Source organism: Streptomyces sp. NPDC085931 (genome assembly GCF_044540565.1).
Lineage (GTDB): Bacteria > Actinomycetota > Actinomycetes > Streptomycetales > Streptomycetaceae > Streptomyces.
In genome coordinates, this window is the sequence record NZ_JBITSK010000004.1 from 283,319 (window position 1) to 308,225 (window position 24,907).

The 24,907-nt window shown below is 76.3% G+C and carries 24 protein-coding genes; 8 read left to right on the forward strand and 16 right to left on the reverse strand.

What is annotated here, in order from left to right:
* Positions 1-286 precede the first annotated feature (286 nt).
* Positions 287-649 (forward strand): DUF1304 domain-containing protein, encoded by a 363-nt coding sequence (locus ACIGAN_RS10045; protein ID WP_365099544.1) that lies wholly within the window; start codon positions 287-289, stop codon positions 647-649.
* Positions 650-673: 24 nt separating this feature from the next.
* Here the strand turns inward: ACIGAN_RS10045 and ACIGAN_RS10050 are convergent, their stop codons facing one another.
* Complete coding sequence (locus tag ACIGAN_RS10050) at positions 674-1,087, reverse strand: DUF5994 family protein (RefSeq protein ID WP_399856546.1); 414 nt, start codon at positions 1,085-1,087, stop codon at positions 674-676.
* A 189-nt stretch (positions 1,088-1,276) separates the two neighbouring features.
* On the opposite strand from ACIGAN_RS10050, the gene ACIGAN_RS10055 reads away from it, so the two are divergent.
* Positions 1,277-1,651 carry a DUF6479 family protein gene (locus ACIGAN_RS10055; protein WP_365736255.1) on the forward strand — a complete coding sequence of 125 codons (375 nt, stop codon included), beginning with the start codon at positions 1,277-1,279 and terminating at the stop codon, positions 1,649-1,651.
* 160 nt (positions 1,652-1,811) lie between these two features.
* Positions 1,812-2,309, forward strand: coding sequence for a hypothetical protein (locus tag ACIGAN_RS10060; RefSeq protein ID WP_399856548.1), 498 nt, complete (start codon positions 1,812-1,814; stop codon positions 2,307-2,309).
* 183 nt (positions 2,310-2,492) lie between these two features.
* Here the strand turns inward: ACIGAN_RS10060 and ACIGAN_RS10065 are convergent, their stop codons facing one another.
* Positions 2,493-4,154, reverse strand: a complete 1,662-nt coding sequence (locus tag ACIGAN_RS10065) for a glycoside hydrolase family 13 protein (protein WP_399856550.1) — start codon at positions 4,152-4,154, stop codon at positions 2,493-2,495.
* A 316-nt stretch (positions 4,155-4,470) separates the two neighbouring features.
* Here ACIGAN_RS10065 and ACIGAN_RS10070 point away from each other — a divergent pair, with 316 nt between their 5' ends.
* Complete coding sequence (locus ACIGAN_RS10070; RefSeq protein WP_399856552.1) at positions 4,471-5,412, forward strand: LAETG motif-containing sortase-dependent surface protein; 942 nt, start codon at positions 4,471-4,473, stop codon at positions 5,410-5,412.
* A gap of 71 nt (positions 5,413-5,483) precedes the next feature.
* Here ACIGAN_RS10070 and ACIGAN_RS10075 read toward each other — a convergent pair whose 3' ends face one another.
* The gene (locus tag ACIGAN_RS10075; protein WP_399856554.1) at positions 5,484-6,464 is read right to left on the reverse strand and encodes a nucleoside hydrolase; all 981 of its coding nucleotides are present in this window, start codon (positions 6,462-6,464) and stop codon (positions 5,484-5,486) included.
* 125 nt (positions 6,465-6,589) lie between these two features.
* A complete protein-coding gene (gene thrS, locus ACIGAN_RS10080; protein ID WP_399856556.1) occupies positions 6,590-7,798 on the reverse strand; it encodes a threonine--tRNA ligase in 1,209 nt (402 codons plus the stop codon).
* A 404-nt stretch (positions 7,799-8,202) separates the two neighbouring features.
* Between thrS and ACIGAN_RS10085 the strand changes: the two genes are divergently transcribed.
* Entirely contained in the window at positions 8,203-8,991 is a 789-nt protein-coding gene (locus ACIGAN_RS10085; protein ID WP_365736267.1) for a hypothetical protein, read from the forward strand.
* 170 nt (positions 8,992-9,161) lie between these two features.
* Here ACIGAN_RS10085 and ACIGAN_RS10090 read toward each other — a convergent pair whose 3' ends face one another.
* The 4 genes from ACIGAN_RS10090 to ACIGAN_RS10105 all read right to left on the reverse strand — a co-directional run bounded on the left by ACIGAN_RS10090 (position 9,162) and on the right by ACIGAN_RS10105 (position 13,517).
* Positions 9,162-9,962 (reverse strand): GAF and ANTAR domain-containing protein, encoded by an 801-nt coding sequence (locus ACIGAN_RS10090; RefSeq protein ID WP_365736269.1) that lies wholly within the window; start codon positions 9,960-9,962, stop codon positions 9,162-9,164.
* A 285-nt stretch (positions 9,963-10,247) separates the two neighbouring features.
* Entirely contained in the window at positions 10,248-11,105 is an 858-nt protein-coding gene (locus ACIGAN_RS10095; protein ID WP_399856558.1) for a TIGR03943 family putative permease subunit, read from the reverse strand.
* Positions 11,102-12,124 carry a permease gene (locus tag ACIGAN_RS10100; protein ID WP_399856560.1) on the reverse strand — a complete coding sequence of 341 codons (1,023 nt, stop codon included), beginning with the start codon at positions 12,122-12,124 and terminating at the stop codon, positions 11,102-11,104. The genes ACIGAN_RS10095 and ACIGAN_RS10100 overlap by 4 nt, the downstream gene beginning before the upstream one ends.
* Before the next feature lie 49 nt (positions 12,125-12,173).
* The gene (locus tag ACIGAN_RS10105) at positions 12,174-13,517 is read right to left on the reverse strand and encodes a tetratricopeptide repeat protein (protein WP_365736276.1); all 1,344 of its coding nucleotides are present in this window, start codon (positions 13,515-13,517) and stop codon (positions 12,174-12,176) included.
* A 134-nt stretch (positions 13,518-13,651) separates the two neighbouring features.
* Between ACIGAN_RS10105 and ACIGAN_RS10110 the strand changes: the two genes are divergently transcribed.
* A complete protein-coding gene (locus ACIGAN_RS10110) occupies positions 13,652-13,798 on the forward strand; it encodes a hypothetical protein (protein WP_365099545.1) in 147 nt (48 codons plus the stop codon).
* Between the two features lie 18 nt (positions 13,799-13,816).
* Here the strand turns inward: ACIGAN_RS10110 and ACIGAN_RS10115 are convergent, their stop codons facing one another.
* From ACIGAN_RS10115 to ACIGAN_RS10145, 7 genes are all read right to left on the reverse strand, one after another.
* The gene (locus ACIGAN_RS10115; protein WP_399856563.1) at positions 13,817-14,341 is read right to left on the reverse strand and encodes an ATP-binding protein; all 525 of its coding nucleotides are present in this window, start codon (positions 14,339-14,341) and stop codon (positions 13,817-13,819) included.
* A gap of 108 nt (positions 14,342-14,449) precedes the next feature.
* Positions 14,450-14,635, reverse strand: coding sequence for a hypothetical protein (locus ACIGAN_RS10120; RefSeq protein WP_399856565.1), 186 nt, complete (start codon positions 14,633-14,635; stop codon positions 14,450-14,452).
* 93 nt (positions 14,636-14,728) lie between these two features.
* Positions 14,729-16,171, reverse strand: coding sequence for an extracellular solute-binding protein (locus tag ACIGAN_RS10125; RefSeq protein ID WP_399856567.1), 1,443 nt, complete (start codon positions 16,169-16,171; stop codon positions 14,729-14,731).
* Positions 16,168-18,861, reverse strand: a complete 2,694-nt coding sequence (locus tag ACIGAN_RS10130; protein WP_399856569.1) for a vWA domain-containing protein — start codon at positions 18,859-18,861, stop codon at positions 16,168-16,170. Before ACIGAN_RS10130 ends, ACIGAN_RS10125 begins: the two co-directional genes overlap by 4 nt.
* Before the next feature lie 4 nt (positions 18,862-18,865).
* Positions 18,866-19,201: a hypothetical protein gene (locus tag ACIGAN_RS10135; protein ID WP_365736286.1), complete on the reverse strand. Its 336-nt coding sequence runs from the start codon at positions 19,199-19,201 to the stop codon at positions 18,866-18,868.
* A gap of 126 nt (positions 19,202-19,327) precedes the next feature.
* A complete protein-coding gene (locus ACIGAN_RS10140) occupies positions 19,328-20,389 on the reverse strand; it encodes a hypothetical protein (protein WP_365099705.1) in 1,062 nt (353 codons plus the stop codon).
* A gap of 189 nt (positions 20,390-20,578) precedes the next feature.
* On the reverse strand, positions 20,579-21,709 hold the full coding sequence (locus ACIGAN_RS10145) for a PP2C family protein-serine/threonine phosphatase (protein ID WP_399856811.1): 1,131 nt from the start codon (positions 21,707-21,709) through the stop codon (positions 20,579-20,581).
* A 310-nt stretch (positions 21,710-22,019) separates the two neighbouring features.
* On the opposite strand from ACIGAN_RS10145, the gene ACIGAN_RS10150 reads away from it, so the two are divergent.
* Both ACIGAN_RS10150 and ACIGAN_RS10155 read left to right on the forward strand, forming a co-directional pair.
* A complete protein-coding gene (locus ACIGAN_RS10150) occupies positions 22,020-22,460 on the forward strand; it encodes a hypothetical protein (RefSeq protein ID WP_399856571.1) in 441 nt (146 codons plus the stop codon).
* A gap of 199 nt (positions 22,461-22,659) precedes the next feature.
* Positions 22,660-23,610, forward strand: coding sequence for a hypothetical protein (locus ACIGAN_RS10155; protein WP_399856573.1), 951 nt, complete (start codon positions 22,660-22,662; stop codon positions 23,608-23,610).
* On the opposite strand, the gene ACIGAN_RS10160 is transcribed toward ACIGAN_RS10155, so the two are convergent.
* The gene (locus ACIGAN_RS10160; RefSeq protein ID WP_399856575.1) at positions 23,507-24,853 is read right to left on the reverse strand and encodes a PLP-dependent aminotransferase family protein; all 1,347 of its coding nucleotides are present in this window, start codon (positions 24,851-24,853) and stop codon (positions 23,507-23,509) included. The two genes, ACIGAN_RS10155 and ACIGAN_RS10160, sit on opposite strands and share 104 nt — an antisense overlap.
* Between the last annotated feature and the right edge of the window lie 54 nt (positions 24,854-24,907).

A 24,907-nucleotide genomic window follows, 5' to 3' on the forward strand; every position in this document is an offset into this window, starting at 1 on the left:
GAATCGAACAGGAAGTGTGTGACAGCTGATCAAAGTCGAGGCGACCGGTCAACCGAGAATGACCGCTTCCGGACAACGGCATGACCGGCGTGACCGGCGTGAGGGGATCACCGGCGGGAAGGCCGGGCCGGGCTCCCGAGCGGCACACGCGGGGACGCGACGGCCCGGCCGGCCTTCCTCTGGCCGCAATCTGCCACCCGGCACCCCGCGGCGCCTCCCGGACGGGCCCGAACGTGGACGGCGGCCCGGACGGGGAACGGCCGGGCGAGGCTGCGATGATGCGCGCATGTCGACCCTCGCCACCGTCGCGGTCCTGGCCCTGGCCGCGCTGCACGTGTACATCCTCGTGCTGGAGATGTTCCTGTGGACCACGCCGCGTGGCCGCGCCGCCTTCGGCACCACGCCCGAATTCGCCGAGGCCACCAAGGCCCTCGCCGCCAACCAGGGCCTCTACAACGGCTTCCTCGCCGCCGGCCTGCTGTGGGGCGCGGTGGCCGCCGACCCGGTGGGCTTCCAGGTCTCGGTGTTCTTCCTGGTGTGCGTGGCGGTCGCCGGAGCGTACGGCGCCGCCACCGCCAGCCGGAGGATCCTCTTCGTGCAGACCGTCCCGGCACTGGCCGCGCTCGCCCTGGTGCTGATCGCGCACTAGGCCGGGTTCGCCGGGGTGCGGCGCTCACGCGCCCTGCGTGACGGCCCGTTCCATCAGCCGGTCCGCCTCGGCCCGAGCCGTCCCGGGCGGCACCACCAGCAGGTCCCAGCGGCCCCGGCCGGGGGCGAGCAGGCAGACGGTGTCGGAGGCGGTGGGCGAGTCCCTGCGGCCCACGTGGACCGCCCGGCCCGCCACGTCCACCCGCTCCGGGCAGTCGAGCCAGGTGTCCCCGTGGACCAGGACGCTGCTGATCCGGCCCCAGGCGCGCGGCAGCCCGGCCAGCAGCCCGGGCAGTTCCGCGGCCAGGTCGTGGGAGCGGGGCCACCACGCCCCGTCGATCCGGCGGGCCGTACGGCGCTCGCGCGGCTGGTCGGCGAGTCTCAGCCGGGCCCCGGACGAAGCGGGGTCCTGCGGCGGGGGCGAGGAGGCGGACGTCATGGAGGGCTCCTGCTGCGGACGGGGAGGCGGCCGGCAACCGTGTGCCGCCGCAGTGCGACCTACCCCGGTTCCTCCACCGTACCCCGCCCGCCGGTACGGGAGCCGGGCCTCGCGCTGCCGTCCGGCACTCCGCCCGGACCATCGGACATTCCGGGCGCTTTATACCAAGCTGTCGGCGATAATCGGAGCATGAATACGGCAACGTACGAAGTGCTGGCGGCGTCGTCAGACCACGCGGTCGCCGTGACCATCGCCTTCATCGCCGGGCTGGTCGTGGCGTGCGCGCTGATCTGGGGCGTGCGCGTCGGGATGCGGGTGATGGACAAGGACACCCACCACCCCGACCCGGCGGAGCAGCCGCACCTGCCGGAGACCGGCCCGGTCCGCGAGACGCGGGAGATGCGGGAGCCCGACGACGTGCCGGTCGTGGACCGCGGCGGGCGCCGGCTCATGCCGCACGAGCTGCACCGCGCGAGCACCAGGACCGGCAAGGACCAGCAACCGCGCCGCTGGTCCCCCGGATCCAGCGGGTCCTTCGGCGGCGGCGGCCTCGGCCGCACGTGATGCCATGAGCCGTGCGGCCACGGCTGCGGAGGCCCGTGATCCCATGAGTCGCGCGGCCACGGCTGCGGAGGCCCGTGATCCCATGAGCCGCGCGGCGACGGCTGCGGATGCCCGTGATCCCATGCGCCGTGCGGTCCGTACCGCTCCCCCGGGAGGCGACATGGCTGCTGCCCGTGATCGCGGACGCCGCAGGCGCGGGGCCGCGGCCGGGGCCGCCCTGGCGCTCGCCCTGACCGGTGTGCTCGCCGGCTGCGGCGGCGACAGCCCCGCGGACACCGCGCGCAAGGCCGAGTCGGCGGTCGGGTCGATCGCCTCGCAGGCCACCGAGGCGGTGGAGTCGGCCGCGGCGGAGGCCGAACGCCGGCTCGGCGACATCCAAGGCGGCGTCGACGCCAAGGGCGACGTCACGGCCGGCAGGCCCGTCACCGGCTCCGACGGCCGGGTCCGCAGCGAGGTCACCGTCCGCAACACCGACGACACGGCCCGGTCCTTCGCCGTCCAGGTCGACTTCGAGGACTCCGGCGGACGGCTGGTCGACACCGTGATCGTCACGGTGGGCCATGTGCAGGCCGGCCAGTCCGCCACGGCCACCGCCCGCAGCACCCACGACCTGTCCGGCGACGTCCGGGCGGAGGTGGCCCGGGCGGTCCGCCACTGACGCCCCGCGGCGGGCCCGCACCGGCGCGTCACCGGTCCGCTCCCGCCGATCGCGCTCACCCGCCCGGGGCGGCGCCCTCCCGGAGACGGTCGGCCGGCGCAGGGCGCCGACGGTCCCCGCGGCCCTCCGGGCGGACCCGCGCCCCCGAAGGGGCGCGGGCGGCCGCGCGGACCGGCGGGGCGGCTACCGGCCCAGCCACACCGTCGTGTCCGGCCCGACCCGGCCGTCCTCCAGCGGCGCGCTGCTCAGCAGCACCTCTCCGGCCGGCAGCGGGACCGCGGAGGCGGACAGGTTCGTCACACAGCGCCAGCCCTCGCAGCGGTCGAACTGCAGGACACCGTCCGGGGCGTCCGCCGCCCAGGTCAGCTCCTCACCGTCGAGCAGCTTGCGGCGCAGCCGCAGTGCCGTGCGGTACAGCTCCAGGGTCGAGCCCTCGACCCCGTCCTGCGCCTCGACGGCGTACGCGGCGAAACCGGGCGGCTGCGGCAGCCACGCCCCGCCCGGCCCGAAGCCGTACGAGGGTCCGGTCGTCGTCCACGGCAGCGGCACCCGGCAGCCGTCCCGGCCCTTGCGGACGTGGCCCGTCTGCTCCCAGATCGGGTCCTGGAGCACCTCGGTGGGCAGGTCGGCGACCTCCGGCAGGCCCAGTTCCTCGCCCTGGTAGACGTAGGCCGAGCCGGGCAGCGCCAGCATCAGCAGGGTGGCCGCGCGGGCCCGGCGCAGCCCGGCCGCCTCGTCGACGGCCGGGGCCCGCCCGCCGGAGAGCAGCCAGGCGTTGAGGTCGGTGTCCGGCGGGAGCATCAGGCGGGAGGCGTGCCGGATCACGTCGTGGTTGGACAGCACCCAGGTCGCCGAGGCCCCGGCGGCCCGGGCGGTGGCGAGCGAGTCGGTGATGACCTGCCGCAGCTCACCGGCCTCCCAACGGGCTTGCAGGTACTCGAAGTTGAAGGCCTGGCCCAGCTCGTCGGGGCGGGCGTACAGCGCGCGCCGGGCGCCCGGCACCCACGCCTCGGCGACGGCCATGCGGGGCGGGCGGTAGGCGTCGAGGATCTTGCGCCAGTCGCGGTAGATCTCGTGCACCTCGTCCCGGTCGTAGAAGGGGTGGGTGCCGGGTGGCAGCGCGGTGAGCGCCTCCTCGCGGCTCAGCTCGGGCCGGCCGAGGTCGCGCAGCGGCTCGCTCAGGTCCTTGACCAGGGCGTGGGCGACGTCGACGCGGAAGCCGTCGACCCCGCGGTCGGACCAGAAGCGCAGGGTGGTCCGGTAGTCGGCGCGCACCTCCTGGTTCTCCCAGTTGAGGTCGGGCTGTTCGGGGGCGAACAGGTGCAGGTACCACTGCCCGTCGGGCACCCGCTTCCAGGCGCTGCCGCCGAAGACCGACTGCCAGTCGGTGGGCGGGAGTTCGCCGTGCTCGCCGCGGCCGTCGCGGAAGACGTACCGGTCGCGGGCGGCCGAGCCGGGCCCGGCGTCCAGGGCCTCCTCGAACCAGGGGTGCCGGTGCGAGGAGTGGTTGGGGACGATGTCGACGATGACCTTCAGGCCGAGGCGGTGGGCCTCGGCGACCAGCGCGTCGAAGTCGTCCAGGGTGCCCAGGCGCGGGTCGACGTCCCGGGGGTCGGCGACGTCGTAGCCGCCGTCGGCGAGTTCGGAGGGGTAGAAGGGGCTCAGCCACAGGGCGTCCACGCCCAGCGCGGCGAGATGGCCGAGGCGGCGGGTGATGCCACGCAGGTCGCCGAGTCCGTCACCGTCGGCGTCGGCGAAGCTGCGGGGGTAGACCTGGTAGACGACGGCCTGCCGCCACCAGTCGGGGTCGCGGGACGACAGGTCGAGAGTGGAGCGATCGGTCACGCGGTCTCCTTCGCAGGGCATACGGGCGACAGCATTGAATCTGTCCAGAATGCCGGAAAAAGGAACCATCAGGTTGATCGGAGTGATCCATTCCCACTGTGTCGGAAGTGTGATGGAGGGGTAACTTCCTTTGCGTTCCCGCAGGTTGACAGTGTGCTGCGGCACCGCCACCATGGGGGCTCACTGAGGCGCATGTGACCAATGAGCCCAGTGTTTCTCAGACCACTCCACCCGGTACGGCCCCGGCAGCCGCGCATCGCGCTGCCCGCATGGCGCCGTCCGGGTTCCGGCACACGCCAAGAAACGGGATACCCCTATGTCCATAGCGAGACGTGTCACCGCGCGCCGCCTGCTGGGGACGGGCGTCGCGGCCCTCGCCCTGTGCGCCGCCTCCGCCACCACCGCCTTCGCCCACGGGACACCCGGCGGTGACGGCTGGTCGTCCGGCGGCAGCTACAAGCCCGGGACGGGCGCGGGCACGGAGACGGGGACCGACCGCTGCCAGTTCTCGCTCGACGGCACCACCTTCCAGGACTCGGTCAAGGTCGACGACCAGAACCTGAAGCCGACCGAGGACGGCAAGGTGCACATCAAGGTGCGCACCGCCGGCGACGCCTCGACCTGCACGGCCTCCCTCGCCTCCTACCTGGCCCACGGCGCGACCTTCGCGACCTCCGGCGAGCAGGTGTTCGTCGACTTCGACACGGTGACGGTCAAGCCGGGCGCCACCGACTCGCTCGACATCGCCATCCCCGACCAGGGCTGCTTCGCGCAGATCGACCTCTACCGGGGCGCGGTGAAGTTCGACGGGGAGCTCGACGCGAAGGACGGCTTCGAGCACGGCGAGCTGCCGAAGGGCCCGGACCGCCCGGTCATCAAGGACAAGCTGATCGCGGCCTGGAACGGCGGCACCAAGGACTGCACGACCCCGCCGCCCGCCGAGGAGGAGCCGCCCGCCTCCACGCCGCCCGCGACCCCGTCGGAGCCGGCCGAGGGCACCACTCCGCCGGCGTCCCCGTCCGAGCCGTCGGAGCCCTCCGCCCCGCCGGCCGGGGACACGGAGACCCCCGCCCCGAGCGCCTCCGAGTCGACGCCCGCCGCCCCGAAGCCGAACGGCGGTGGCGGCGACCTCGCCGAGACCGGCGCCGACGGCAACACCGGCCCGATCGCCCTGGGCGCGGCGGCCCTGCTCGCGGGCGGCGCGGCCCTCGTCCTGACGACCCGCCGCCGGGCGAAGCGGAACGCGGCCGGCGCCTGATCCGCGTCCGGTGACGCCCCCGCGCTGCCGTCCGGCGGCGGCAGCGCGGGGGCGTCGTCCCGTTTCCGGTGCTAGAGCGCTTGCTCGACGGTCGCCAGGTACAGCCGCACGTAGCGCTCCACGTCCACGTCCAGGCCCACGTCCACCATCGGCTGTTCGCGGGTGCCCTCGTGCAGTTCGGACTCGCCCGGGCGCGGGCGGCGGTCGACGATCGTCATGCCGCGCGTGGGGCCGGGCGCCAGGGAGACGTCGACCGGCAGGCGGTGGGTCGTCAGGCCCTCCGGGTCGGCGACCGCGCAGAGCGCCCCCGCGTCACCGAGACCGCCAGCCGTCTCGGCCGGGTCGCCGGGACGGCTGCCGGGGTGGGCCGGGCGGTGGGCGAGCAGCTCACCGGCCAGCCGGGCCCCCGGCTCGGCGCTCGCGCGCAGGCGCCGCACCTGCTCCGCCGGGACGACGACCCGGCTGAACACGTCCAGCCCGTACATCGTGATCGGCACCCCGGCGGTGAGCAGGATCGCGGCCGCCTCCGGGTCGTGCCAGACGTTGAACTCCGCGACGGGCGTGGCGTTCCCGGTCGCCGCCGCGCCGCCCATGAACACGATCCGCTCGATGTTGCGCACCACCTCCGGGTGGGTGCGCAGCAGCAGCGCGATGTTGGTGAGGGGCGCGGTCGGCACCAGTGTCACCGGGCGCGGGGAGGCGAGGATCTCGCGCCGCAGCAGCGTCACGGCGTCCACGCCGGCGGGCTCGCGGGCCGGGGCCGGCAGCCCCAGGTCGCCCATGCCGTCGTCGCCGTGCACGTGCCGGGCGGAGCGGGGCGCCTCGATCAGCGGCCGCTCCGCGCCCCGGGCGACGGGGATGTCGGGGGCGCCCGCCTGCTCCAGCACGGTCAGGGTGTTGCGGACGACCCCGTCGACGTCGGTGTTCCCGGCCACGCAGGTGATCGCGCGGACGTCGAGCGCCGGGTGCCGTACGGCGAACAGCAGGGCGAGGGCGTCGTCGACACCGGTGTCGCAGTCGATGATCACCGGGATGCGCTGTCCGTCCGTCACGACGAGGACTCCTTCCACCTGTTCCGCGTTGGGGCCTGTCACCGGCGACCTTACGGCCTGCCGGGCACGGCCCGGGTGGCCCGGCCGCCCTCCCGGCAGGTGCCCGGTGACCGCGAAGCCCGTCGCTACGGGGTGGTGGCGCGGGAGGTCACCCGGGCGGTGATGTGGTCGAGCAGTTCCGCGCCGGGCAGCGGGGCCGTGCGGTGGCCGTCCCGCAGGCGTGGCGCCACCAGGCCGGCGGCGGCCTCCCGGGCGCCGATCACCGCCTGGTACGGCACCATCCGGGCCGCGCGGACCCGGGCCGCCAGGGTGCCCTCGCCGGGGTCGGCGACCTCGGCGCGCAGCCCCCGCTCCCGGGCCAGGGCGGCCAGCGCGTGCGCCCGTCCGGTCTGCTCGTCCCCCACCGGCAGGACGACCAGCTGCACCGGGGCCAGCCAGGGCGGGAAGGCGCCGCCGTGGGCCTCGACGAGATGGGCGACCGCGCGCTCCACGCTGCCGATGACGCTGCGGTGCACCATGACCGGCCGGTGCCTGGCCCCGTCCGGCCCGGTGTAGTGCAGGCCGAAGCGCTCGGGCTGGTGGAAGTCGATCTGGACGGTGGACAGGGTGGTCTCCCGGCCCGCCGGGTCGGCGATCTGCACGTCGATCTTGGGACCGTAGAAGGCGGCCTCCCCCTCGGCGGCCTCGTAGGGGACGCCGGACGCGTCCAGGACCTCCCGGAGCAGCGCGGTGGCCCGCCGCCACAGCCGCGGGTCGGCCACGTACTTGCCGCCCTCGCCGGGCAGCGACAGGCGGTACCGGGACGCCCGGATGCCCAGGTCCGCGTAGGCGCGCCCGATCAGCTCCAGCGCGGCCCGGGCCTCCGCCACGGCCTGCTCGGGGGTGCAGAAGATGTGCGCGTCGTTGAGGGTGATGGCCCGCACCCGGGTCAGCCCGCCGAGCACCCCGGACGGCTCCGAGCGGTACATGCCGCCCAACTCCGCCATCCGGAAGGGGAGTTCGCGGTAGCTGCGGGCGCGGGAGCGGTAGATCAGCGCGTGGTGGGGACAGAGGCTGGGGCGCAGCAGGACCTGTTCGGCGCCCACGTCCATCGGCGGGAACATGTCGTCGCCGTAGTGGTCCCAGTGGCCGGAGATCTCGTACAGCTCGCGCTTGCCGAGGACGGGCGAGTAGACGTGCCGGTAGCCGGCCCGCCGTTCCGCCTCGCGGACGTACTCCTCCAGGGTGTGCCGCACGACGGCGCCGTCGGGCAGCCAGTACGGCAGCCCCGCGCCCATCAGCGGGTCGGTGTCGAACAGCTCCAGTTCGCGGCCGAGTCGGCGGTGGTCGTGCATGGTGGCTCCTCCGGATGCGGATGTCCGGGCGAGCACCGCGTGACGAAGCCCCGGGGCACTCGCCCCGGGGCTTCGGTCGTCTGCGTCAGCAGTCAGCGCGCCGGGACACTCTCCGGCGTCGTCGTGGCGGACGGGAACGGCTGGACGCGCTGCATGGGCGTGACCGTAACAGCGGCGCCGCACGCGACGCGACGGTTTTTCGGCGGCGTCCCCGTCAGCGGTCCCCCCGGCCCCCGCGCGCGTCATACGGCATTCCGGTCCCCGGCCCCCCGCGCCACGCCCCGCGCCCGCGCCCGCTCACCCGGACGGCCCGGCGCGCTGGTGGCCCGGCTGTGGCGGTGGTGCCGTATGAGCAGCGCACCCGATCTCGGTCAGCCCCGGCCCGCCCACCAGGAGGCACTCCGATGACCCACCCGCCGGCCACCGCCCGTGCCCTCCTCGTCCCCGTCCTGGCCCTGGCCGCCCTGCTGGGCTCGGCCGGGTGCGCCGTCCAGGGCGAGCCGCGCCCCAAGTGGTTCTCGGCGTCCGCCTCGGCGTCCCCCGCCTCGCCCGCCGCCGAGCAGCCCGCCGGGCCCGGGGACGGCCTCACCGAGGCGCAGGCCCGGGCGGCCCTGATCACGGAGACCGACCTCGGAGAACCCTGGGGGCCGACCCGGGGCGCGCGGACCTGGCGCGACGGGCTGCTGAAGGCGACCACCGAGGACCCCGAGTGCCAGCGGCTGCTGGACGCCCTCTACACCGAGGAGCTGTTCGGCGCCCCCCAGGGCCCGGCCGCCACGGCCGCGTTCGACGCCGCCGACACCGACGCCCAGGTGCGCTACCAGGTCGTCGCCCGTCCCCCGGCCGACGTCGACCGCACCCTGGACTGGCTGAGGTCGCTGCCGGGCAGGTGCGGGCAGTTCACCGCCGCGAGCACGCGCGGCGGCGTCCAGGGCGTCGAGGTGGGGGACCTGCCGCTGCCGGCGGCCGGGGACGCCCGCCAGGCCCTGCGGATCACGCTGTCCGGCGAGACGGAGGAGGGCGAGCTGACCTATCTGACGGTGGACATCGCCGGCGTGCGGGTCGGCGAGGAGGCGATCGTCGTCACCCACGGCGGGCTCGACGAGGTGGACGCCGAGGTCACGCGGGAGACCGTACGGATCGGGGCGCAACGTCTGACGGAACTCACCCGGCGGGGCCGGGCGCAGATCTGACCGCCGGTCCCGCGCCGCCGGGATCCCGGCGGAGCCGCCCGTGCGCGGGCCGCGCCCTGCAACCGTCCCGCAACGCAACGCGAGCCGCCCCCGCCGGAGTCCCCGTGGCCCGCGCCCCGGTCGCGTCAGTCCCGTTCGCGTCAGGCCCGTTCGCGTCAGTCCCGTTCGCGTCAGTCCCGGTCGGATCCGTCCCGGTCGAAGCGCCGGCGGTGGGCGATGACGTCGCGGGCCACGTCCAGGGCCGTGCGCCCGCGCGCGAACGCGTCGCCCCGCAGCAGCGCGAGCGCGTCGTCCGTGCCGACCCCGAGCTGCGCCATGATCATGCCGACGGCCTGGTAGATCTCGTCGTGGTCCGAGGCGAGCCCGCTCAGCCAGGGCTCCCCGTCCTGCGTCCCGGGCTCGTCCCCGCGCGGCAGTGCCATCAGGGCGACGGTCATCACACCGGCCACCAGCCGGGCCACGTACAGCTGGCGCTCGGTGAGTCCGCCCGGGGTGTCGCGGTACAGGTCGAGGGTGCCCACGCACACCGCGTCGCTGCCGAGCGGCACCGCGTACACCGCGCGGACCCCGGCCGCGGTGGCCTGCTGGGCGAAGACCGGCCAGCGTCCGGCGTCCCGGCCGCTCGTCAGGTCGCAGGCGAGCACGGGCACCCCGTCCGCCACCGCGCTCTGGCAGGGGCCGTCGCCCAGGGTGGCCTGGATCTGCGCCAGATACGCGGCCTGCGGGCTGCTCGCGCTCAGGTGCACGGGCATGCCCTCGCTGCGCAGCGACACGCTCGCGCCGGTCACCGGCAGCAGTTCGACGGCCACCTGGCACAGCCGCGCGGGCACCTCACCGGCAGGGGCGCCGCGCACGCCCCGGGCGATCGCGTCAGCGGCCCGCACCCCGTCCAGGTCCAGGTCGCCGCCCCCCGCACCGCGTGCGCCGGGGTCGTCACCCGCCGCGCCGTGGGGGTCGTCCCTGGGCCGCACGGCCACCGCCTCCTTCGATCACCGCGATCTGCACTTCGCCGTTCCCGCGCGGGACGGGCCCGCGTGCGCACGCCGGGACGGCCGGACGCCCGCACCCGCGGCGGGCGGCACGAGATCACGTCGGGGTGGCCGTCCCCGCTGCCCCGCGACGCACCACGGGACGGCCCGCGGGGGCCCGCCCGGGCCGTCCGGGCCGTGCCCCGGCGCCCGCCCGGAGTGCTGCCCCGACTACCCGGGGCGGTGGGGCCGAAACCCGTGGTGGGGCCGTCACGGCGGGGTGCGGCCTCAGCGCTTCTCGTAGGGGTTGCCCGGCTGCGGCACCCGCCGTACGGACGTGGCGTCCAGGACCGGCGGCCAGGCGGCGTCCGTCCCGAGGGCGCCCTCGGGACGCCAGGTGCCGGTGACGGTGACCCAGGTGTCGACGGCCGGGGCGTCCGCGCCGCGCACCTCGGCCTTGGCGGCGCTCGCGTCGGCGGCGCAGCAGGAGACGAGGAGCCGGGTGACGTACCAGGTGCCGTCGGCGTCGCGGGTGACGAAGCCGGTGAGCCGGACCGTGCGTCCCCGCAGGGAGCGGCCGCTGTCGTAGACCGCCCGGGAGCCGAACTCCCCGAGGGTGAGGTCGAGCGGGTCGCCGTCCGGCAGCGCCGGGAAGGTGCCGACGCCCTGCGCCGCCCGCTGGGCCGCCTCCCGCTCGGCGCTGTAGGACCCGAGGGCGGGCGGCGGGAACAGCAGCAGCGCGAGAGCGGGCAGGGTGAGCAGCCAGGCGACGCGCGGGCCGTGGCCGTGGCCGTGGTCCGCGTCGTGGGGGTGGTCCGGGTCGTGGCCTCGGTGCGGGCGGTGGGCGTGGTCCGGGTCGTGGGCGTGGTCCGGGTGGTCAGGGTGCGGGTCGGGGGTGGGGGCGGTCGCGTGCCGGTCGTGGGCCTGCGGGCCGGCGTCCTGGCGCCGGCCGGGCCGTGCCGCCCCGGCGGTCCGGGCCGACACCGTCGCGACCACCGCCAGCAGCACCAGCGCCACCCCCGACACCACCAGGCAGGGCCGCAGCCCCGGCTGGACGTAGCGCAGGTACAGCTCGCTGAACAGGGACACCCGCAGGATCGCCGCCCCCACGAGCGCGAGCAGCACCGCCGGTCCGTGGCGCCTCACAGCAGCCACCACCCCGTCAGGACGCTGCTGCCCACCGCCACCACCCAGGTCGCGGCCGAGAACCGCACGGCGAAACCCCGGCCGAAGGTGCCCGCCTGCAGCGCGAGCAGCTTCAGGTCGACCATCGGCCCCACCACCATGAACGCCAGCCGCGCGGTCGGCGAGAAGCCGCTCAGCGAGGCCGCCACGAACGCGTCCGCCTCGCTGCACACGCACAGCACGACCGCCAGCAGCGCCAGCAGCAGCACCGACAGCCAGGGCGACCCGGTGAAGACGTCCAGCACGGACCGCGGCACGGTCACGGCGAACGTCGCCGCCGCCGCAGCGCCCACCACGAGGAAGCCGCCCGCGTGCAGGAAGTCGTGCTGAAGGCCCGCGACGAAGGCGCGGATGCCGCCGCCGGGCTCATGACCGGTGGCGCGCTGCGGCAGCCGCAGCCACTCCGCCCTGCCGAACCGCGCCCACAGCCAGCCCATCACCACGGCCGTGCCGAGCGAGGCGGCCAGCCGGCCCAGGACCATCGCGGGCTGCCCGGGGAAGGCGATCGAGGTCGACACCAGGACGACGGGGTTGATCGCGGGCGCCGACAGCAGGAAGGCCAGCGCGGCCGCCGGGGCGACACCCCGGCGCATCAGGCTGCCCGCGACCGGCACGGACGCGCACTCGCAGCCGGGCAGCACCACCCCGGCCGCCCCCGCGACCGGCACGGCGAGCGCCTCGCGCCGGGGCAGCAGCCGGGTGAGGACCCGCTGCGGCACGAACGCCCCGATCGCGGCCGACACCACCGTGCCCAGCAGCAGGAACGGCACGCCCTGGACGGCGATCGCCGTGAAGACCGTCCACCAGGCCGCGACCGGCGGGGTGTACAGATCGAGCGCGGCCAGCGGCCCGAGCACCGACACCACCGTCACGACGGCGATCAGCGCGGCGCCCCCGAGGACGGCGTACACCAGGGCCCGCAGGCCCAGCCGTATGCCGTCGGCGACCGTCGGTCGGTTCTCCACGTGCCCCGCCCCCATCGTTCCCGGGAGAGGCTAACCCGCACGGCTGTGCGCCAGCCGTGCCCGGTCACAGCGGGGGCTGTGCGGGCGCGGGCCCGAGGGTGGTGGTGCCGGGGGCCGTACGGTGCCCGAGGCCCGTGCGGTAGGCGTCCAGGGCCGCCTCCACCCGCCCGGCACGCCGCAGCAGGTCGCCGAGCAGCCGGCACAGGTCGGCCAGGTCGCCCGCGGCCCCGGCCCGCTCCAGCAGGCTCAGGGCGCGCACGTAGTGCTCCTCGGCGTCCTCGGTGCGGCGGGCGTCCTCGGCGATGATGCCGAGCAGCCGGTGCGCGGCGGCGGCGTGCACGGCGCCGCGCTCGGGGGACAGGTGCCCGAGGACGTCGTGCAGCAGGGCCGCGGCCTCGTCGGACCGGCCGCGCTTGTGCAGCACGTCGGCCAGTTCGACGGTGACCTGGCTGCTGTAGAGGGCGGCGCGCTTGGCCGACAGCATGCCGAGCGCCTCGCGCAGCTCCGCCTCCGCGCGCTCCAGCTGCCCGTCCTGGGCGTAGACGTAGCCGCGCATCCAGTGGCAGTTGGCCAGTTCGGTGCGGATCTGCAGGCCCCGGTACAGCTCGGCCGCCTTCGCCAGCGAGGCGTCGGCCTCGGCGAGCCGGCCCTCGGCGACCAGGGTGCGGGCCACCGAACGGTGCATCCGGGCGACCAGGGCCGGGTCGCCGGACTGCGGGGCGAGGGCCAGGGCGAGCTCGGCGGCCTGGGCGGCCCGGGCGTGCGCGCCCATGTCCATGTACGGGCCGATGGCGCTGGCGTAGAGCAGCAGCAGGGCGTCCGGGTCGTGCAGGCCGCCGCGGTTGAGCTCGTCGAGAGCCGTCTCCAGCAGGTAGACGGCGTAGCGCAGCTCGCCGGCGAGGTAGTGGGCGACGGCCCGGCCGCGCAGGGCGGGGACGCGGGCGGGCAGCGGCGCGTCGGCCAGGCAGGCCTCGGCGCGTTCGAAGTACCCGCGGCCCTCCTCCAGCTCGCCGGTCTCCAGGGCGCACTCGCCGAGCCCGAGCAGGGCGGCGGACTGCTCGGCGGCCAGGCCGTGCCGCTCGGCCTCGGCGAGCAGCTCGGCGTACTGCCCGGCCGCGGCCTCCGTCTCGCCGACGGCGAGGGTGCGCTGGGCCTCGGTCAGCCGCAGCCGCAGTTCGGTGACGAGCCGCGCGGAACGCCCGGTGGCGAGTTCGTCGAAGGCGACGCCGAGCCGGCCGGCGAGATGGCGCAGGGCGTCGTCGGAGGGCCGCACCCGGCCCGACTCCAGGGTGGAGATGTAGGCGGGGGTGTACACAGGTTCCGCCAACTGCCGTTGCGTCAGTCCTCGTTCGACACGCAATCGCTGCACCCGGCGCCCGATGGTCCCCGGATCGTCCCGCTCCCCCACGCCAACTCCCCCTGCGCCTCTTGCCGTTCGGCCTGGACAGCCCCTAGGTTAAACGGAGTGTTAAGCCGAATTGTCGAAGACGCTTAATACGCTGCCGCCGTAGTCGCCGCCCCTGTTGCGAGGTCGCCGTGCTGATGCGCACACGCACCGCCGAGCGGTACGCCCGGGGCTTCGCCGCCGCCCTGGTCGCCATGGCCACCCTCCTGCTGGCGGCCAACGCCGGACCGGCCGGCCCGGAGCAGCCCCCGCACGGCCAGCGGACCGTCGCCGACGCCCGCTGAGCCGGGGCCCGGGACGGCTCACGGTGTCCCCGGCACCGGGTCCGCCAGGGCCGTGGACAGGACGCTCCGGCCGAGCGGGCCCGGGAGGTCGCGCGGGGGCAGGCGCAGGCAGGCGGTGATCTGCTTGCCGGCGGCGCGGGGCGCGACGACGACCCGGTGGCTGACCTCGTGCACCAGGCGCAGGCCGTGCCCGCCGAAGCGGCGCGGGTCGTGCTCCTGGGCCACGGGCCGGCCGGGCGAGGTGTCCCACACGGTGATGGCCAGGTGGTCGCCGGAGAGCCGCAGGGCCATGCCGCAGGGTCCGGGAGCGTGTTGCAGCGCGTTGGTGACGAGTTCGCTGATCGCGAGTTCGGCGTCCTGGATCGTCGGGGCCGGCAGGGGAGCGCGGCCGGTGCGTGCGGCATGGGCGAGGACGGCGTGCAGGGCCCGGCGCGCGTCGACGGAGCGCGCCGTGCCCTCGGACCAGGCCACGCCGTAGTGCAGCGTGGCGTGCGTGCCTGGGTCCTGCTCATCTGCCGCCTGATTCCTAAGCGGGATGGCCATACGGACTCTTTCGTTGTGGTCGCCGTTCGGCGGCTTGCCGCGGTGCGTCTACCCGCCCGCGGGGCGGGCACACGGCGGGCGGGTACGCGGATACGGCCGGGACCGCGGTCAGTCCACGCGGTGGCCGCCGGGGCAGACGGCGCTGTCGGCCGCGACCAGGGCCCGGCAGTAGGGGCAGGGGCGGATGCGGCTGAGCGTGACCAGGGCCGGCTGCACGGCCCCTCCCACCGTCCGTCGCGTCCGGCACGCGACGGCGGTCAGTCTCCTCAGCAGGAGGCCGGTGACACCGGGCACGCCCACGTCCTTCCCTCGGGCGGGGCACAGCCCGCACACACTCCACGCTCGATCACGTGTTCCCGCCCTCGCGCCTCCCACACCGGGCGGAATTCAGTGCGGCAGCAGCGCCCTCAGGGCTTCGTCGAGGTGCTCCGCCACCTCCGCGTCCCCCGGCCGCCCGGGCCCGTACAGGGCGTCCAGTTCCGTGACGAGGGTCCGGGTGACGGCCCCGTACAACGGCGTGCGCGGGCGCTGCACGGCACCGCGCAGCGCCGGGAACAGGATGTCCCGGGAGTAGCTGACGCCGCCGGCGAAGCGGTCGGGCGCCTTGAGCTCGGCGCTCTCACCGGTCGGGGACGCCGACGGGCTCGCGCGGTAGGCGGAGGCGTGCCGGCACTCCGGCGGGCCGCCGGGGTCCGCGTAGGCGGAGGTGCGGGTCGCGGCGAACCCGGCGCGCAGCAGGCAGCGCTCGCTGTCGGGGTCGGTCAGGAACGCGATCAGCTCGGCGGCCTTGGCGGCCCGCCGCTCGGACGCCGACGAGGTGACGGCCAGGTTCTGCCCGCCGAGCACCGCCTTGCCGGGCAGCCGGGTCACGCCGAGGTCCCCCTCGAACCTCTCGTACAGCACCGGGTAGACGTACGGCCAGTGGCGCAGGAAGGTCGTGCGGCCCTCCGCGAAGGCGCTGAGCGACTCGGCCTCACGGGAGGAGGATGCCTCGGCGAGCATGTAAGGCGGCGCCGTGCGCTCGCGCAGCTCGCTCACCCCGGCCGTCAGCTGCGCCACGTCGGCGGTGTACCGCCCCTCGTCGTCGGTCAGCCCGAACCCGGGCACGGCCGAGGCGAAGGCCTCGATCGCGTTGACCGTACGGCCCTCGTAGGCGGCGAGCTGGGTGGTCCACCCGTCCTCCAGGCCCGGCGGCCGCGTGCGGTCGTTGACGGCCTCGATCAGCCCCCGCAGCTCGTCCCAGGTCACTCCGCCGCTCAGGTCGGTCCGGGAGGCGCCGGCGTCGCGCAGGTGGTCCTTGCGGTAGTACAGCAGGCCCACGTCGCTGTTGAAGGGGACCGCGTACCGCTTCCCGTCCCAGAACGACGTCGCGTCGACGGACCGGATGATGTCGTCCGGGTCCTTCACCGCCGCGCCGGTCAGCGGGCGGATCAGGCCGGCGGCGGCGAACTCCGGGATCCAGGTCACGTCCAGGTTCACCACGTCGTACTCGGCGCTGCCGGACTGGAGCGCGCCCAGCAGCTGGCTGCGCTGCTGGTCGGCGGAGCCGGGGAGCTCGACCAGGCGCGCCCGGTAGCCCTGCTCGCCCTCCCGGGCGTTCCAGGCGTCGATGAGCTGCTGGCGGATGCCGTTCTTGCCGGTGACGTCCTGGCCGCTGGCGACGACGATCCGGGGCGGGTCGGCGTCCGGCGGCTGCTCCCGCGCGTCGCCGCCGGTGCAGGAGGCGGAGCTGAGCAGCGACACCACGGTGAGCAGGACCGCGGCGGCGGTCGCCAGGCGGCGGGCCGGGCCCCGGCCCGGCGGGCCCGGGTGCGGGCGGGTTGCCGTCATTCCTCCCCCATTCCGGTGCGGGCGACCTCGTCGTGCAGGGCCGGCACCAGGTCGTCCCCGGCGTCCAGGCAGCGGCCCCGGCCCGCCTCGGCGATCCGGGTGGCGGGGCGGCCCTGGTCGCAGCCCGAGCTGGTCAGGGAGACCATGGCCACCGGGACGCCCGCGCCGCCGGCCCGGTCGAGCACGTCCCGCAGGGCCCGGCCGGTCAGCCGGTTGTCGTCCTCGCCGTCGGTCAGGTACACGATCAACTGCGGGCGTTCGTCGCCGGCGCCGCGCTCCGCCATGAACTCCAGGGCGTCCCGCAGGGCGGCGGCCGGGTCGGCCTCGGCGTCGCGCCACCGGGCCGCGTCGAGGTGCCGTTCGGCGTCGGCCCGCGCGTGCGTGGTGAAGCGCAGCAGCTCGGTGTGCGTGCGCCCGCCGACGCCGTGCACCGCCCACACGCCGTACTCGTCCTCCCCGCCGAGCCCCGGCAGGGTCTGCTTCAGGATGCCGGGGCCGCCGCTGTCGCCGTCCCACCGGCCGGCCATGGAGCCGGAGCTGTCCAGCAGGTACAGGACCCGGCCGGGTCCGTGCGCGTTGGCGTACCGCTCCAGGGCCAGGTCCATGTCCGCGGCCCGGGCCGGTCGCGCGGGGCGCACGGACTCGGCGAGGCCCTCGGGGACCTGCCGCGGGGTGAGCAGGCGGCGCTCACCGGTCGCGGAGCGGAAGCCGTGCTCGCCGAGCACCGCCAGGCCGCCCTCCCCGGTCAGCCAGGCACGGAAGCGGTCCACCGCGTCGTCCCGCGCCTCGGCGTCCCGGTCGCCGTCCTCCCAGCGCACCCGCACGAACGCCGGCTCCAGCCCGGGCACGTCGTCCGGGTAGACGGCGACGCGCGGGGCCCGGGTGGCCGGGTGGCAGCCGATGCCGCTCTTCAGCAGGAACTCCGGCACCAGCGCCGCGCTGCGGTCGTCCACGGCGTCGTCGTCGGGCAGGGTGCACAGCAGCCGCACGGCCGACGGCTCGGGCCGCCCGGCCCGGGTGACGCTCAGCTCGGCGCCGCGCGCGTCGGCCCGCTCGCCGTGCAGGGCCATCGTCGCCAGCAGGGCCGCGTCCGTGAACTCCGGGTCGGGGCGGTGCAGTTCGGCTCTGCCGTCGGCCCGCCGCAGGTCGGTGACCAGCCTGGACAGCGACCGGCCGGTGGGGTCGAGGCCGGCGTCGAGCGCCTTCGGCACGGCCAGCACGACCGGCGAGTAGGCGATCGGCCCGGCCGCCGGCTCCAGCCGGGCGAAGACGCGGTCCTCCCGGGCCGCGGCCTGGTTGACCCGGTCGACGTCGGCGCGGGTGGCGGGGATCCACACGTCCGGCTGCGGGCCGATGTCCCGCTGCGGGTTGTCGTCCTCGCGCGGCTGCTGCCAGGCGTCGGTCCGCTCGCCCAGCGCGGTCACCACGTCGGCGGCGCCCGCGCTGCCGACGGTGACCCCGCTGCGCCGGCAGCCGTCGCCGGTGGTGTTGGCGGCCGAGGCGACAAAGGCGTCGGCGGACGCCCGCATCGCCGGTTCCAGGTCGGGGTCGGTGAGCACGCGCAGCTCCAGGGAGGGGGCGCAGGGGGCGGTGCCGCCGATCAGCGCGAAGAGTCCGTAGCCGCCGGTGCCGGTGGCGACGAGGGCCAGCAGCAGGGTCAGCGCGGTCCGGCCGAGCCGGTCGGCGGCGGCCCGCAGGCGCCTGCGCGGGCGGGACGGGTAGGGGTGGCGGACCCGGGTGCCGGGGCGCGGCCGCGCCGGGGGAGCCGGCGGAGGGGGGACCGGCGCGGGGGCGGGTGTGGTGACCGGGGCGGGGTTGGGCGCCGGGGCGGGTGTGGGTGAGGGGACCGGCGCGGAGGCGGGGTCGGGGGCCGGGACGGGAGCGGGTGACGGGACCGGCGCGGGGTCGGGGACCGGCGCGGGGGCCGGTCCCGCGGCGAGCAGGATGTCCGCGTCCGGGTTCCACGGCGGGGCCAGCGCCTGCGGCTTCTGCCGGTCGTTGTCCTCCGCCTCGTAGCCCGCCTCGGCCATCCGCCGCTTCAGCGCGGGGTAGAGCGTGGACAGCCACACCGGTCCGCCCCCGTCGAGGACGCGCGCCAGCTCGCGGGTGAACGGCGTCGCGACGTCCGCGTCCCCGCCCAGGATGCAGCGGTTGGGCTGCACGCTCATCAGGAGGAGGATCCTCTCCTTGCTCTCCTGCGGGGCCTCGAAGCGGTGCCAGATCGCCGCCGCGTTGCCCGCGTAGCAGCAGTCCAGGATCACCAGCACCTTCTCGGCGCGGCTCTGCGGAGCGCAGAGCTCGCCCAGCACCCCCGCGAAGCTCACCGCGCCCGGCAGCTCCTCGCCCGCGACCACCCGCGCGGTGCGCATCTGCAGGTGCAGCTTGTGGGTGGAGGTGTCGGTGACGACGGCGTGCCCGGCGAAGTAGAGCAGCAGCAGCCCCTCGGTCTCGCGGACGGCGCGGCGCAGCTCGCCGGTGAAGTCGTCCGGGGCCGGCGAGGCGAGCACCCTGATCTCGCCCGCGCGGAACACCCCGCCCCGGTGCAGCGCGTCCTCCAGGACCCTGCGGTTGTGGAGCACGGCGGGGAGCTGTCCCGACACGCCCTGCGGGTCCGGTGCCGTGTGGTCGTACTCGGACACGCCGACCAGCAGCGCCCTGTTCCGTCTGCCGCGCGGGTCGAAGCGGCTCACCGGACTACTCCCCGTCGGGGCCCAGTGGGCGTATCTCCGTGTCGGGTTCGCCGCCCTGGAGCCTGCGGCGGTTGTTCTTCCAGGTCTTCACGGCGCGGTTGGTGTACTCGGTCAGCGCCACGACCGTCGCCACGTCACCGAGCAGTTGGAGCACGAGTTCGATGTCGGGCCCCAGACGGCCCTTCTGCCCGTCGGTCCTGATCCGCTCCTCGATGCACAGCTGCTCGCCGGAGATCAGTTCCTCCAGCGGCTCGTCCCGCTCCAGCCATGCCTTCAGGGCTCTGACATCGTCCGTGGTCGCGCCGTCACCCAGCCGGACGCGTACGCCTAAGACAGCCACGTGGGTCCCCCTCTGTCAGGACCGACATCATGACACCGGGTCAGGCCCCGGCGGCAGACCCGTGACACGACCCGGACCGGTGACCGCACGCCCCCTTCACGCCAGGCGCACACGGCGCACGCGTGCTCAGCCCTGGGTCTGCAACTGCCGCAGCTGGCGCTGCACATGGTCCAGCGCTCCCTCGCGCCGGCCGGGCACCCGCCCCCGCAACGCGGCCAGCGCCGCGCCCAGTTCGCGGGCACCGGCCGGATCGCGGACCTGGCCCCACTGGTGGTGGGCCCGGTCGGCGGCGGCCTCGACGGCGGGGGAGTCCGCCGCCTGCCCGGCGTTCAGCCGGGCGGTGGCGACCGACAGCCAGGTGCGGCAGCTGCGTGCCGCGTCCCCGGCGAACATCGCCAGGTCGGCCCGGACCTCGGCCCAGTGCAGGGCCTCCTCGGATGCCGGCCCGTGCGCGGCGACGGCGCCCTGCTCGTAGCGGGCGGCGAGCGCGTCCGCCTCGGCGTGCCGGCCGCTCTGCACGGCGGCCGTGATGGCGGCGTGCGGATCCCCCGCCACCGGGCCGGGCGTGCTCAGCACCAGGTCCGTGCCCGCGCTCTCCGGCGCGATGCGGGCCAGCGCCTGCTGGTGCAACTGCTCGGCGGGCGGCCGGAATCCGCTGCGCAGGATCGTCGCGACGGCCTTCATGTACGCGGGTGCGGCGACCGCGCGCCGGGACGGGGGCGGGGCGACGCGACCGTGCACGGCGTTGCCGCGGCCCACGTCCAGCGGGGTGCCGCGCAGCAGTTCCCAGGTCTCGGCGTCGGCGTGCAGGTCGAGCAGGAAGGTGGTCGCCCCGGCGGGCCTGAGCCGCAGTTCCTCCCGGAACCAGTGCCAGGGGAAGGCCGTGTAGCGGGCGGTGGCGGGGGTGGTGCGGGCCAGCGCCAGGTGGGGCAGGCGCTGGCGGCGGTCGAGGAGGAGCTGTCCGGTGACGTAGACGGTGAGCGGGCCGGGGGCGGCCGCGGCGGCGCGCAGCCGGGTGAGGACGGCCTGCGGCTCCAGCGGGTCGGCGAGTTCGACGACGTTCGCGGTGTCCGTGCCGGACAGTACGGACGGCTCCACGGCGGCCAGGACGGGGAGCACGGAGGCGGCGTCGACCAGGCGCCCCCGGCCCACCGGTGAGGCCGCCAGCAGCAGCACGGTTCCGGGCATCGTCCCTCCCCCTGTGTCGATCACGTACCGCAGCACCGTAACCGCTGCGGCTGCGCCGGGAGGCCTCAGGACCGCAAACGTCCGCCTTCGAGTGCTTCACCCCGGGCGGTACCCGGCGCCCCCAGGGGCGCCGGGAACTGCGCGACCAGCCACCACGAGACCCGCACCCCGCCGCCCCCACGACACCCCTCACGGCGCTTCCGCCGGCCCCTCCGGGGCGGTGCGGCGGCGGACGGTGAAGATCGTCGTGTCGTCGGCGAGGCGGCCGCCGCAGTGCCGCAGGGTGCCGTCCCGCACCAGGGCGGCCAGCCGGGCCGGCTCGGCCGCGCCCGGGTCCTCGGCCACGGCCCGGGCCACCTCGCGGGCGAGCCCGTAGAACGCCCCGGTGCCGTCCCTGGCCTCCGTCACGCCGTCCGTCACCAGCAGCAGCGTCTCGTCGGCGGCCACCCGCACCCGCCGCGCCCCGGGCGGCCCCGGCGCGAGGTCCCCGAAGCCCAGCGGCAGCCCCGCCCCGGCCGGCAGGGCGCGCACCCCGCCCGGCCCGACCGCGAGCGGCGGTTCGTGCCCGAACACCAGGACGTCCACCGCCCCCGGGTCGTCGTCGGGGAAGCCGAGCAGGACGGCCGTGGCGAACCGGTCGCCGTCGGAGCGGCCCAGGGCGACCGTGTGCCCGCGGTGCCGGATCATCCGCGTCTCCAGCCACCCGGCGACGGTGGTGAGGTCGGCCTCGTGGTAGGCGGCCTCGCGGAACGTGCCGAGCAGCGCGGCCGCCGCCTCCACCGCGCCCAGGCCCTTGCCCTGCACGTCCCCGACCAGGACGCGGGTGCCGTGCGGGCCGGGCTGGATGTCGTAGAAGTCGCCGCCGACACGGGCCTCGGCGTCGGCGGTGAGGTAGACGCCGGCGTGGTCGAGGCCGCCCCAGCCCGGTGGCAGCGGGCGCAGCACCGTGCGGCGGATGGTCTCGGTGACGTCGCCCATGCGCAGCACGCGCTGCTCCTCGCGCACCCGGACGACGCAGGCCAGGGTGGCGAGGATGCCGCCGAGGGCGACGAGGACGAAGTCGGCGAGCCCGGCCTGGTACTCGTGCGGCCAGGCGCCGTCCACGACGACGTACGTCACCAGCGAGGCGAGGGCGAACAGGGCCGTGCCCCACACCCCGCAGATCGCGGCGGCGATCCCCGGCACCAGCACGATCCAGGAGATCATGCGGAACTCGCCGGTGGTGTGGTAGTCCCCCACGGCGATGGCGACGAGCAGCACCAGCGGCGGCAGCCAGGCCACGCGGTGCCCGCGCAGCCGCAGCAGCTCCTGCCGCCGCACGGGATCCCGTCCGCCGGCGTACCCGACTCCGGCCCGGCCGGACCCGGCCCGGCCGTACCCGTACCCGTACCCGTACCGGGCGTGCCCGTCGTCCATGCCGGTGTACCCGTCGCCGGCGGCCCGGGCAGGTCCGTCGCCGGCCCCGGGGTACCGGTCGAGCGGGCCGTGCCCCCCGCGGTGGCGCCTCACGCGCCCAGCGAAACACGGGGCCGGGCGGGCCGCATCCGGTTGCGGGCGTGCCGCCGACTTGCCCGCGGCTGCGCGCCGGTGTGCCCTGGAAGCCAGGGCAGGGACAGAGAGGAGAGCTGTCATGGCTCACGCGGCACCCGCCTCACGCCGGATGACCACGCCCCGGCGCAGGCCCGACGTCTTCAGCGCCCGGACCCACGCGGCCGCGGCGCTGGCGCTGCCCGTGGTGCTCGGGCTGGTCTACGGCTTCTGGGCCGCGGCCAACCGGCGTCACGGCGGGCCCATCACCGGCTGGAACCTGCTGTTCGGCTTCCTCACCGCGCTGGTCTTCGCGGTGGTGTTCGCCGCCGTGTGGCGGCTGGCCCCGCGGCTGCGCCGCGAGTTGCACGCGCTGGCCTGGTTCGCCTTCACGGGCTGCGCGATCGGCTTCCTCGTCAACCAGTCCGGCGAGTCCGTGCTGAAGTCCGCCGGGCTGGGACTGGCGGCCGGGGTGGGCGTCCTGCTGACGATGTTCTACCGCTATTACACCCGCGAGGACGCCGGGGGCCACCGCCGGGACTGACCCGGGCGAGCCCGCAGCCCTCCTCCCGAGGCCCGGGCCCCGGACGCGGAAGCACCCGTTCGGGTGAGGCACGCACCCGAAGGCGGCACGTCCCGCTCGGATCGCTGCCCGGGGGTGGGGAGCCCGTCCGGGGCGGCAGGGGGACCCGAATGCAGTCGTCCCGCTCGCGGCCGGGGCCCGGCGCGCCTTGCCTGGAAGGGTGCCCGAGCCGGACCGGGCGCCCGCTGCGGCGACGGCGCCCCCACGAGCGCGGAACGCCCTGTCGGCCGTTTCGCTCCTCCTCGCGTGCCTGCTCCTGCCGTTCGGCGCGCTGGCGTCCTGGGCGGCGCACGGGCCGGCCGACACCGACCGCTGGGTCCGGGCGATGGCGCCGCTCGCCGCCGACCCGGACGTGCGGCGCGCGGCCGCGGACGCCCTCGGGGACGGCGTCCTGCGCGCGGCCGGACCGGAACTGCACGGCGGGGCCGGGCCGTTCGTGCACGACGCGGCCCGCTCGTTCACCCGGACCGAGGCGTTCGCCACGGCCTGGGACGCCTCGAACCGGGCCGTGCACACGGCCGTGCTGCGCGCCCTGCGCTCCGACGCGCCGGCCGCCCCGGTCACCGTCGACCTCGCCCCCGTCGTCGACCGCGTCAGACACCGGCTCACCGAAGACCACGTGCCGTTCGCCCACCGCATCCCGGTCACGCACACCCGCGTCCCGGTGCTCCCGGCCGGCGACGTGGACCGACTGCGCAAGGGGTACCGGGTGCTGGACACCGCCGCCTTCTGGCTGCCGCTCGCCGCGGCCTGCCTCGCCGTCACCGGCATCGCCGTCGCCGCCTGCCGCCGCCGGGCGGTCACCGCCCTCGGCCTCGGCACGGCCCTGGGCGGGGCGCTGCTCGTCCTCGCCGTGGCCATCGGCCGCCGTCTGACCCTCGCCGACCTGCCCGCCGGCCTGCGGGGCCCGGCCGCGGGCGGGGTCTACGACGCCCTGACGGCCACCCTGCGCACGGTGTCCTGGCTGCTGTGCGCCCTCGGCCTCGCGGTGGCGCTCGGCGGATGGCTCACGGGCCGCTACGGTCCCCGGCTCGCCGCGCGGCGACGTGCGCGAGGGTCCGCAGGGCCCGCCGCAGATCCGGCTCCGGAGCCGACGCGAGCCCGAGCCTGACCGCGTCCGGCGTGTGGCCGGGGGCGACCGCGAAGGCGGGCCCGGGGGTGACGGCGATGCCGTGCGCCGCCGCGGCGGCCGTGAAGGTGTCGGCGCGCCACGGCGCGGGCAGCTCCCACCAGGCGAAGTAGGCGTGCGGGTCGGACCGCACGGCGAACCCCGCGAGTTCCTCGGCGAGGATCCGCTGGCGCCGCCCGGCGTCCGCCCGCTTGGCCTCCACCAGCCGGGCCACCGTCCCCTCGGCCGCCCACCGCACGGCCGCCTCCAGCGCGAACCGCCCCGCGCTCCAGCCGCCCGACCGCACGGCGTGGGCCACGGCGGCGACCCGGTGCGGCGGCACGACGAGGAAGCCGACGGTGAGCCCGGGGGCGACCCGCTTGGACAGCCCGTCGACGACATGGGTGAGGTCCGGGGCATGGGCGGCGAGGGGGACGGCGGGCTCGTGCAGGAACGACCAGATGCGGTCCTCCACGACCGGCAGGCCCAGGTCGTGCACCAGGCGGGCCAGGTGCAGCAGCCGGGTCCCGCTCGTCGTCAGGGACGTCGGATTGTGCAGCGTCGGCTGCACGTACAGGGCCGACAGGGGTGCCGTGCGGTGCGCGGCGGCGACGGCCTCCGGCAGCAGTCCGGCCGCGTCCCCGGCGAGCGGCACCAGCGTGATCCCGAGCCGCGCCGCGATCTCCTTGACCAGCGGATACGTCAGCTGCTCCACGCCGACCCGGCCGCCCGGCCGGACCAGGGAGGCCAGGACCGCGGCGATGGCCTGGCGGGCGTTCCCGGTGAACAGCAGCCGCTCGGGGCCGGGACGCCAGCCGGGGCCGGAGAGCAGGCCGGCGGCGGCCTCCCGGGCCTGCTCGGTGCCGGTGGCGGCGGCCGGTAACAGCGCCTCGGCCAGCACGTCGGGGCGCAGCAGCGGTGCGAGCACGGGCGCGAGCAGCTCCGACTGCCCGGGCGCGGACGGGTAGTTGAGCTCCAGGTTCACCGGCCCGCCGGACGCGCCGGTCTCGACGAGCGCCCGCCCCGCCGGCCCGTCCGGGGCGGCCCGGACGAAGGTGCCGCGCCCGACCTCGCCGACGACCAGTCCGCGCCGCACGAGTTCGCCGTACACCCGCCCGGCGGTCGACGGGGCGATCCCCCGCCTGCGGGCGAACACCCGCTGCGGCGGCAGTCGTTGGCCCGGCTTGAGCCGCCCGCCGGCGATGTCCTCGGCTATCCGGTCCGCGATGCGCCGGTAGTCACCCATCGGTCGGCCTCCCCCTCGCTGTCCTCGGATTGCACCGAGAGCAAAGATCCTATT

Excerpts from the sequence above, each read along its gene's own strand:
- ACIGAN_RS10045 (WP_365099544.1), top strand. The coding sequence starts at position 287 with ATGTCGACCCTCGCCACCGTCGCGGTCCTGGCCCTGGCCGCGCTGCAC.
- ACIGAN_RS10050 (WP_399856546.1), bottom strand. The coding sequence starts at position 1,087 with ATGACGTCCGCCTCCTCGCCCCCGCCGCAGGACCCCGCTTCGTCCGGG.
- ACIGAN_RS10055 (WP_365736255.1), top strand. The coding sequence starts at position 1,277 with ATGAATACGGCAACGTACGAAGTGCTGGCGGCGTCGTCAGACCACGCG.
- ACIGAN_RS10060 (WP_399856548.1), top strand. The coding sequence starts at position 1,812 with ATGGCTGCTGCCCGTGATCGCGGACGCCGCAGGCGCGGGGCCGCGGCC.
- ACIGAN_RS10070 (WP_399856552.1), top strand. The coding sequence starts at position 4,471 with ATGTCCATAGCGAGACGTGTCACCGCGCGCCGCCTGCTGGGGACGGGC.
- thrS (WP_399856556.1), bottom strand. The coding sequence starts at position 7,798 with ATGCACGACCACCGCCGACTCGGCCGCGAACTGGAGCTGTTCGACACC.
- ACIGAN_RS10085 (WP_365736267.1), top strand. The coding sequence starts at position 8,203 with ATGACCCACCCGCCGGCCACCGCCCGTGCCCTCCTCGTCCCCGTCCTG.
- ACIGAN_RS10100 (WP_399856560.1), bottom strand. The coding sequence starts at position 12,124 with ATGGGGGCGGGGCACGTGGAGAACCGACCGACGGTCGCCGACGGCATA.
- ACIGAN_RS10110 (WP_365099545.1), top strand. The coding sequence starts at position 13,652 with ATGCGCACACGCACCGCCGAGCGGTACGCCCGGGGCTTCGCCGCCGCC.
- ACIGAN_RS10115 (WP_399856563.1), bottom strand. The coding sequence starts at position 14,341 with ATGGCCATCCCGCTTAGGAATCAGGCGGCAGATGAGCAGGACCCAGGC.
- ACIGAN_RS10125 (WP_399856567.1), bottom strand. The coding sequence starts at position 16,171 with ATGACGGCAACCCGCCCGCACCCGGGCCCGCCGGGCCGGGGCCCGGCC.
- ACIGAN_RS10140 (WP_365099705.1), bottom strand. The coding sequence starts at position 20,389 with ATGCCCGGAACCGTGCTGCTGCTGGCGGCCTCACCGGTGGGCCGGGGG.
- ACIGAN_RS10150 (WP_399856571.1), top strand. The coding sequence starts at position 22,020 with ATGGCTCACGCGGCACCCGCCTCACGCCGGATGACCACGCCCCGGCGC.
- ACIGAN_RS10160 (WP_399856575.1), bottom strand. The coding sequence starts at position 24,853 with ATGGGTGACTACCGGCGCATCGCGGACCGGATAGCCGAGGACATCGCC.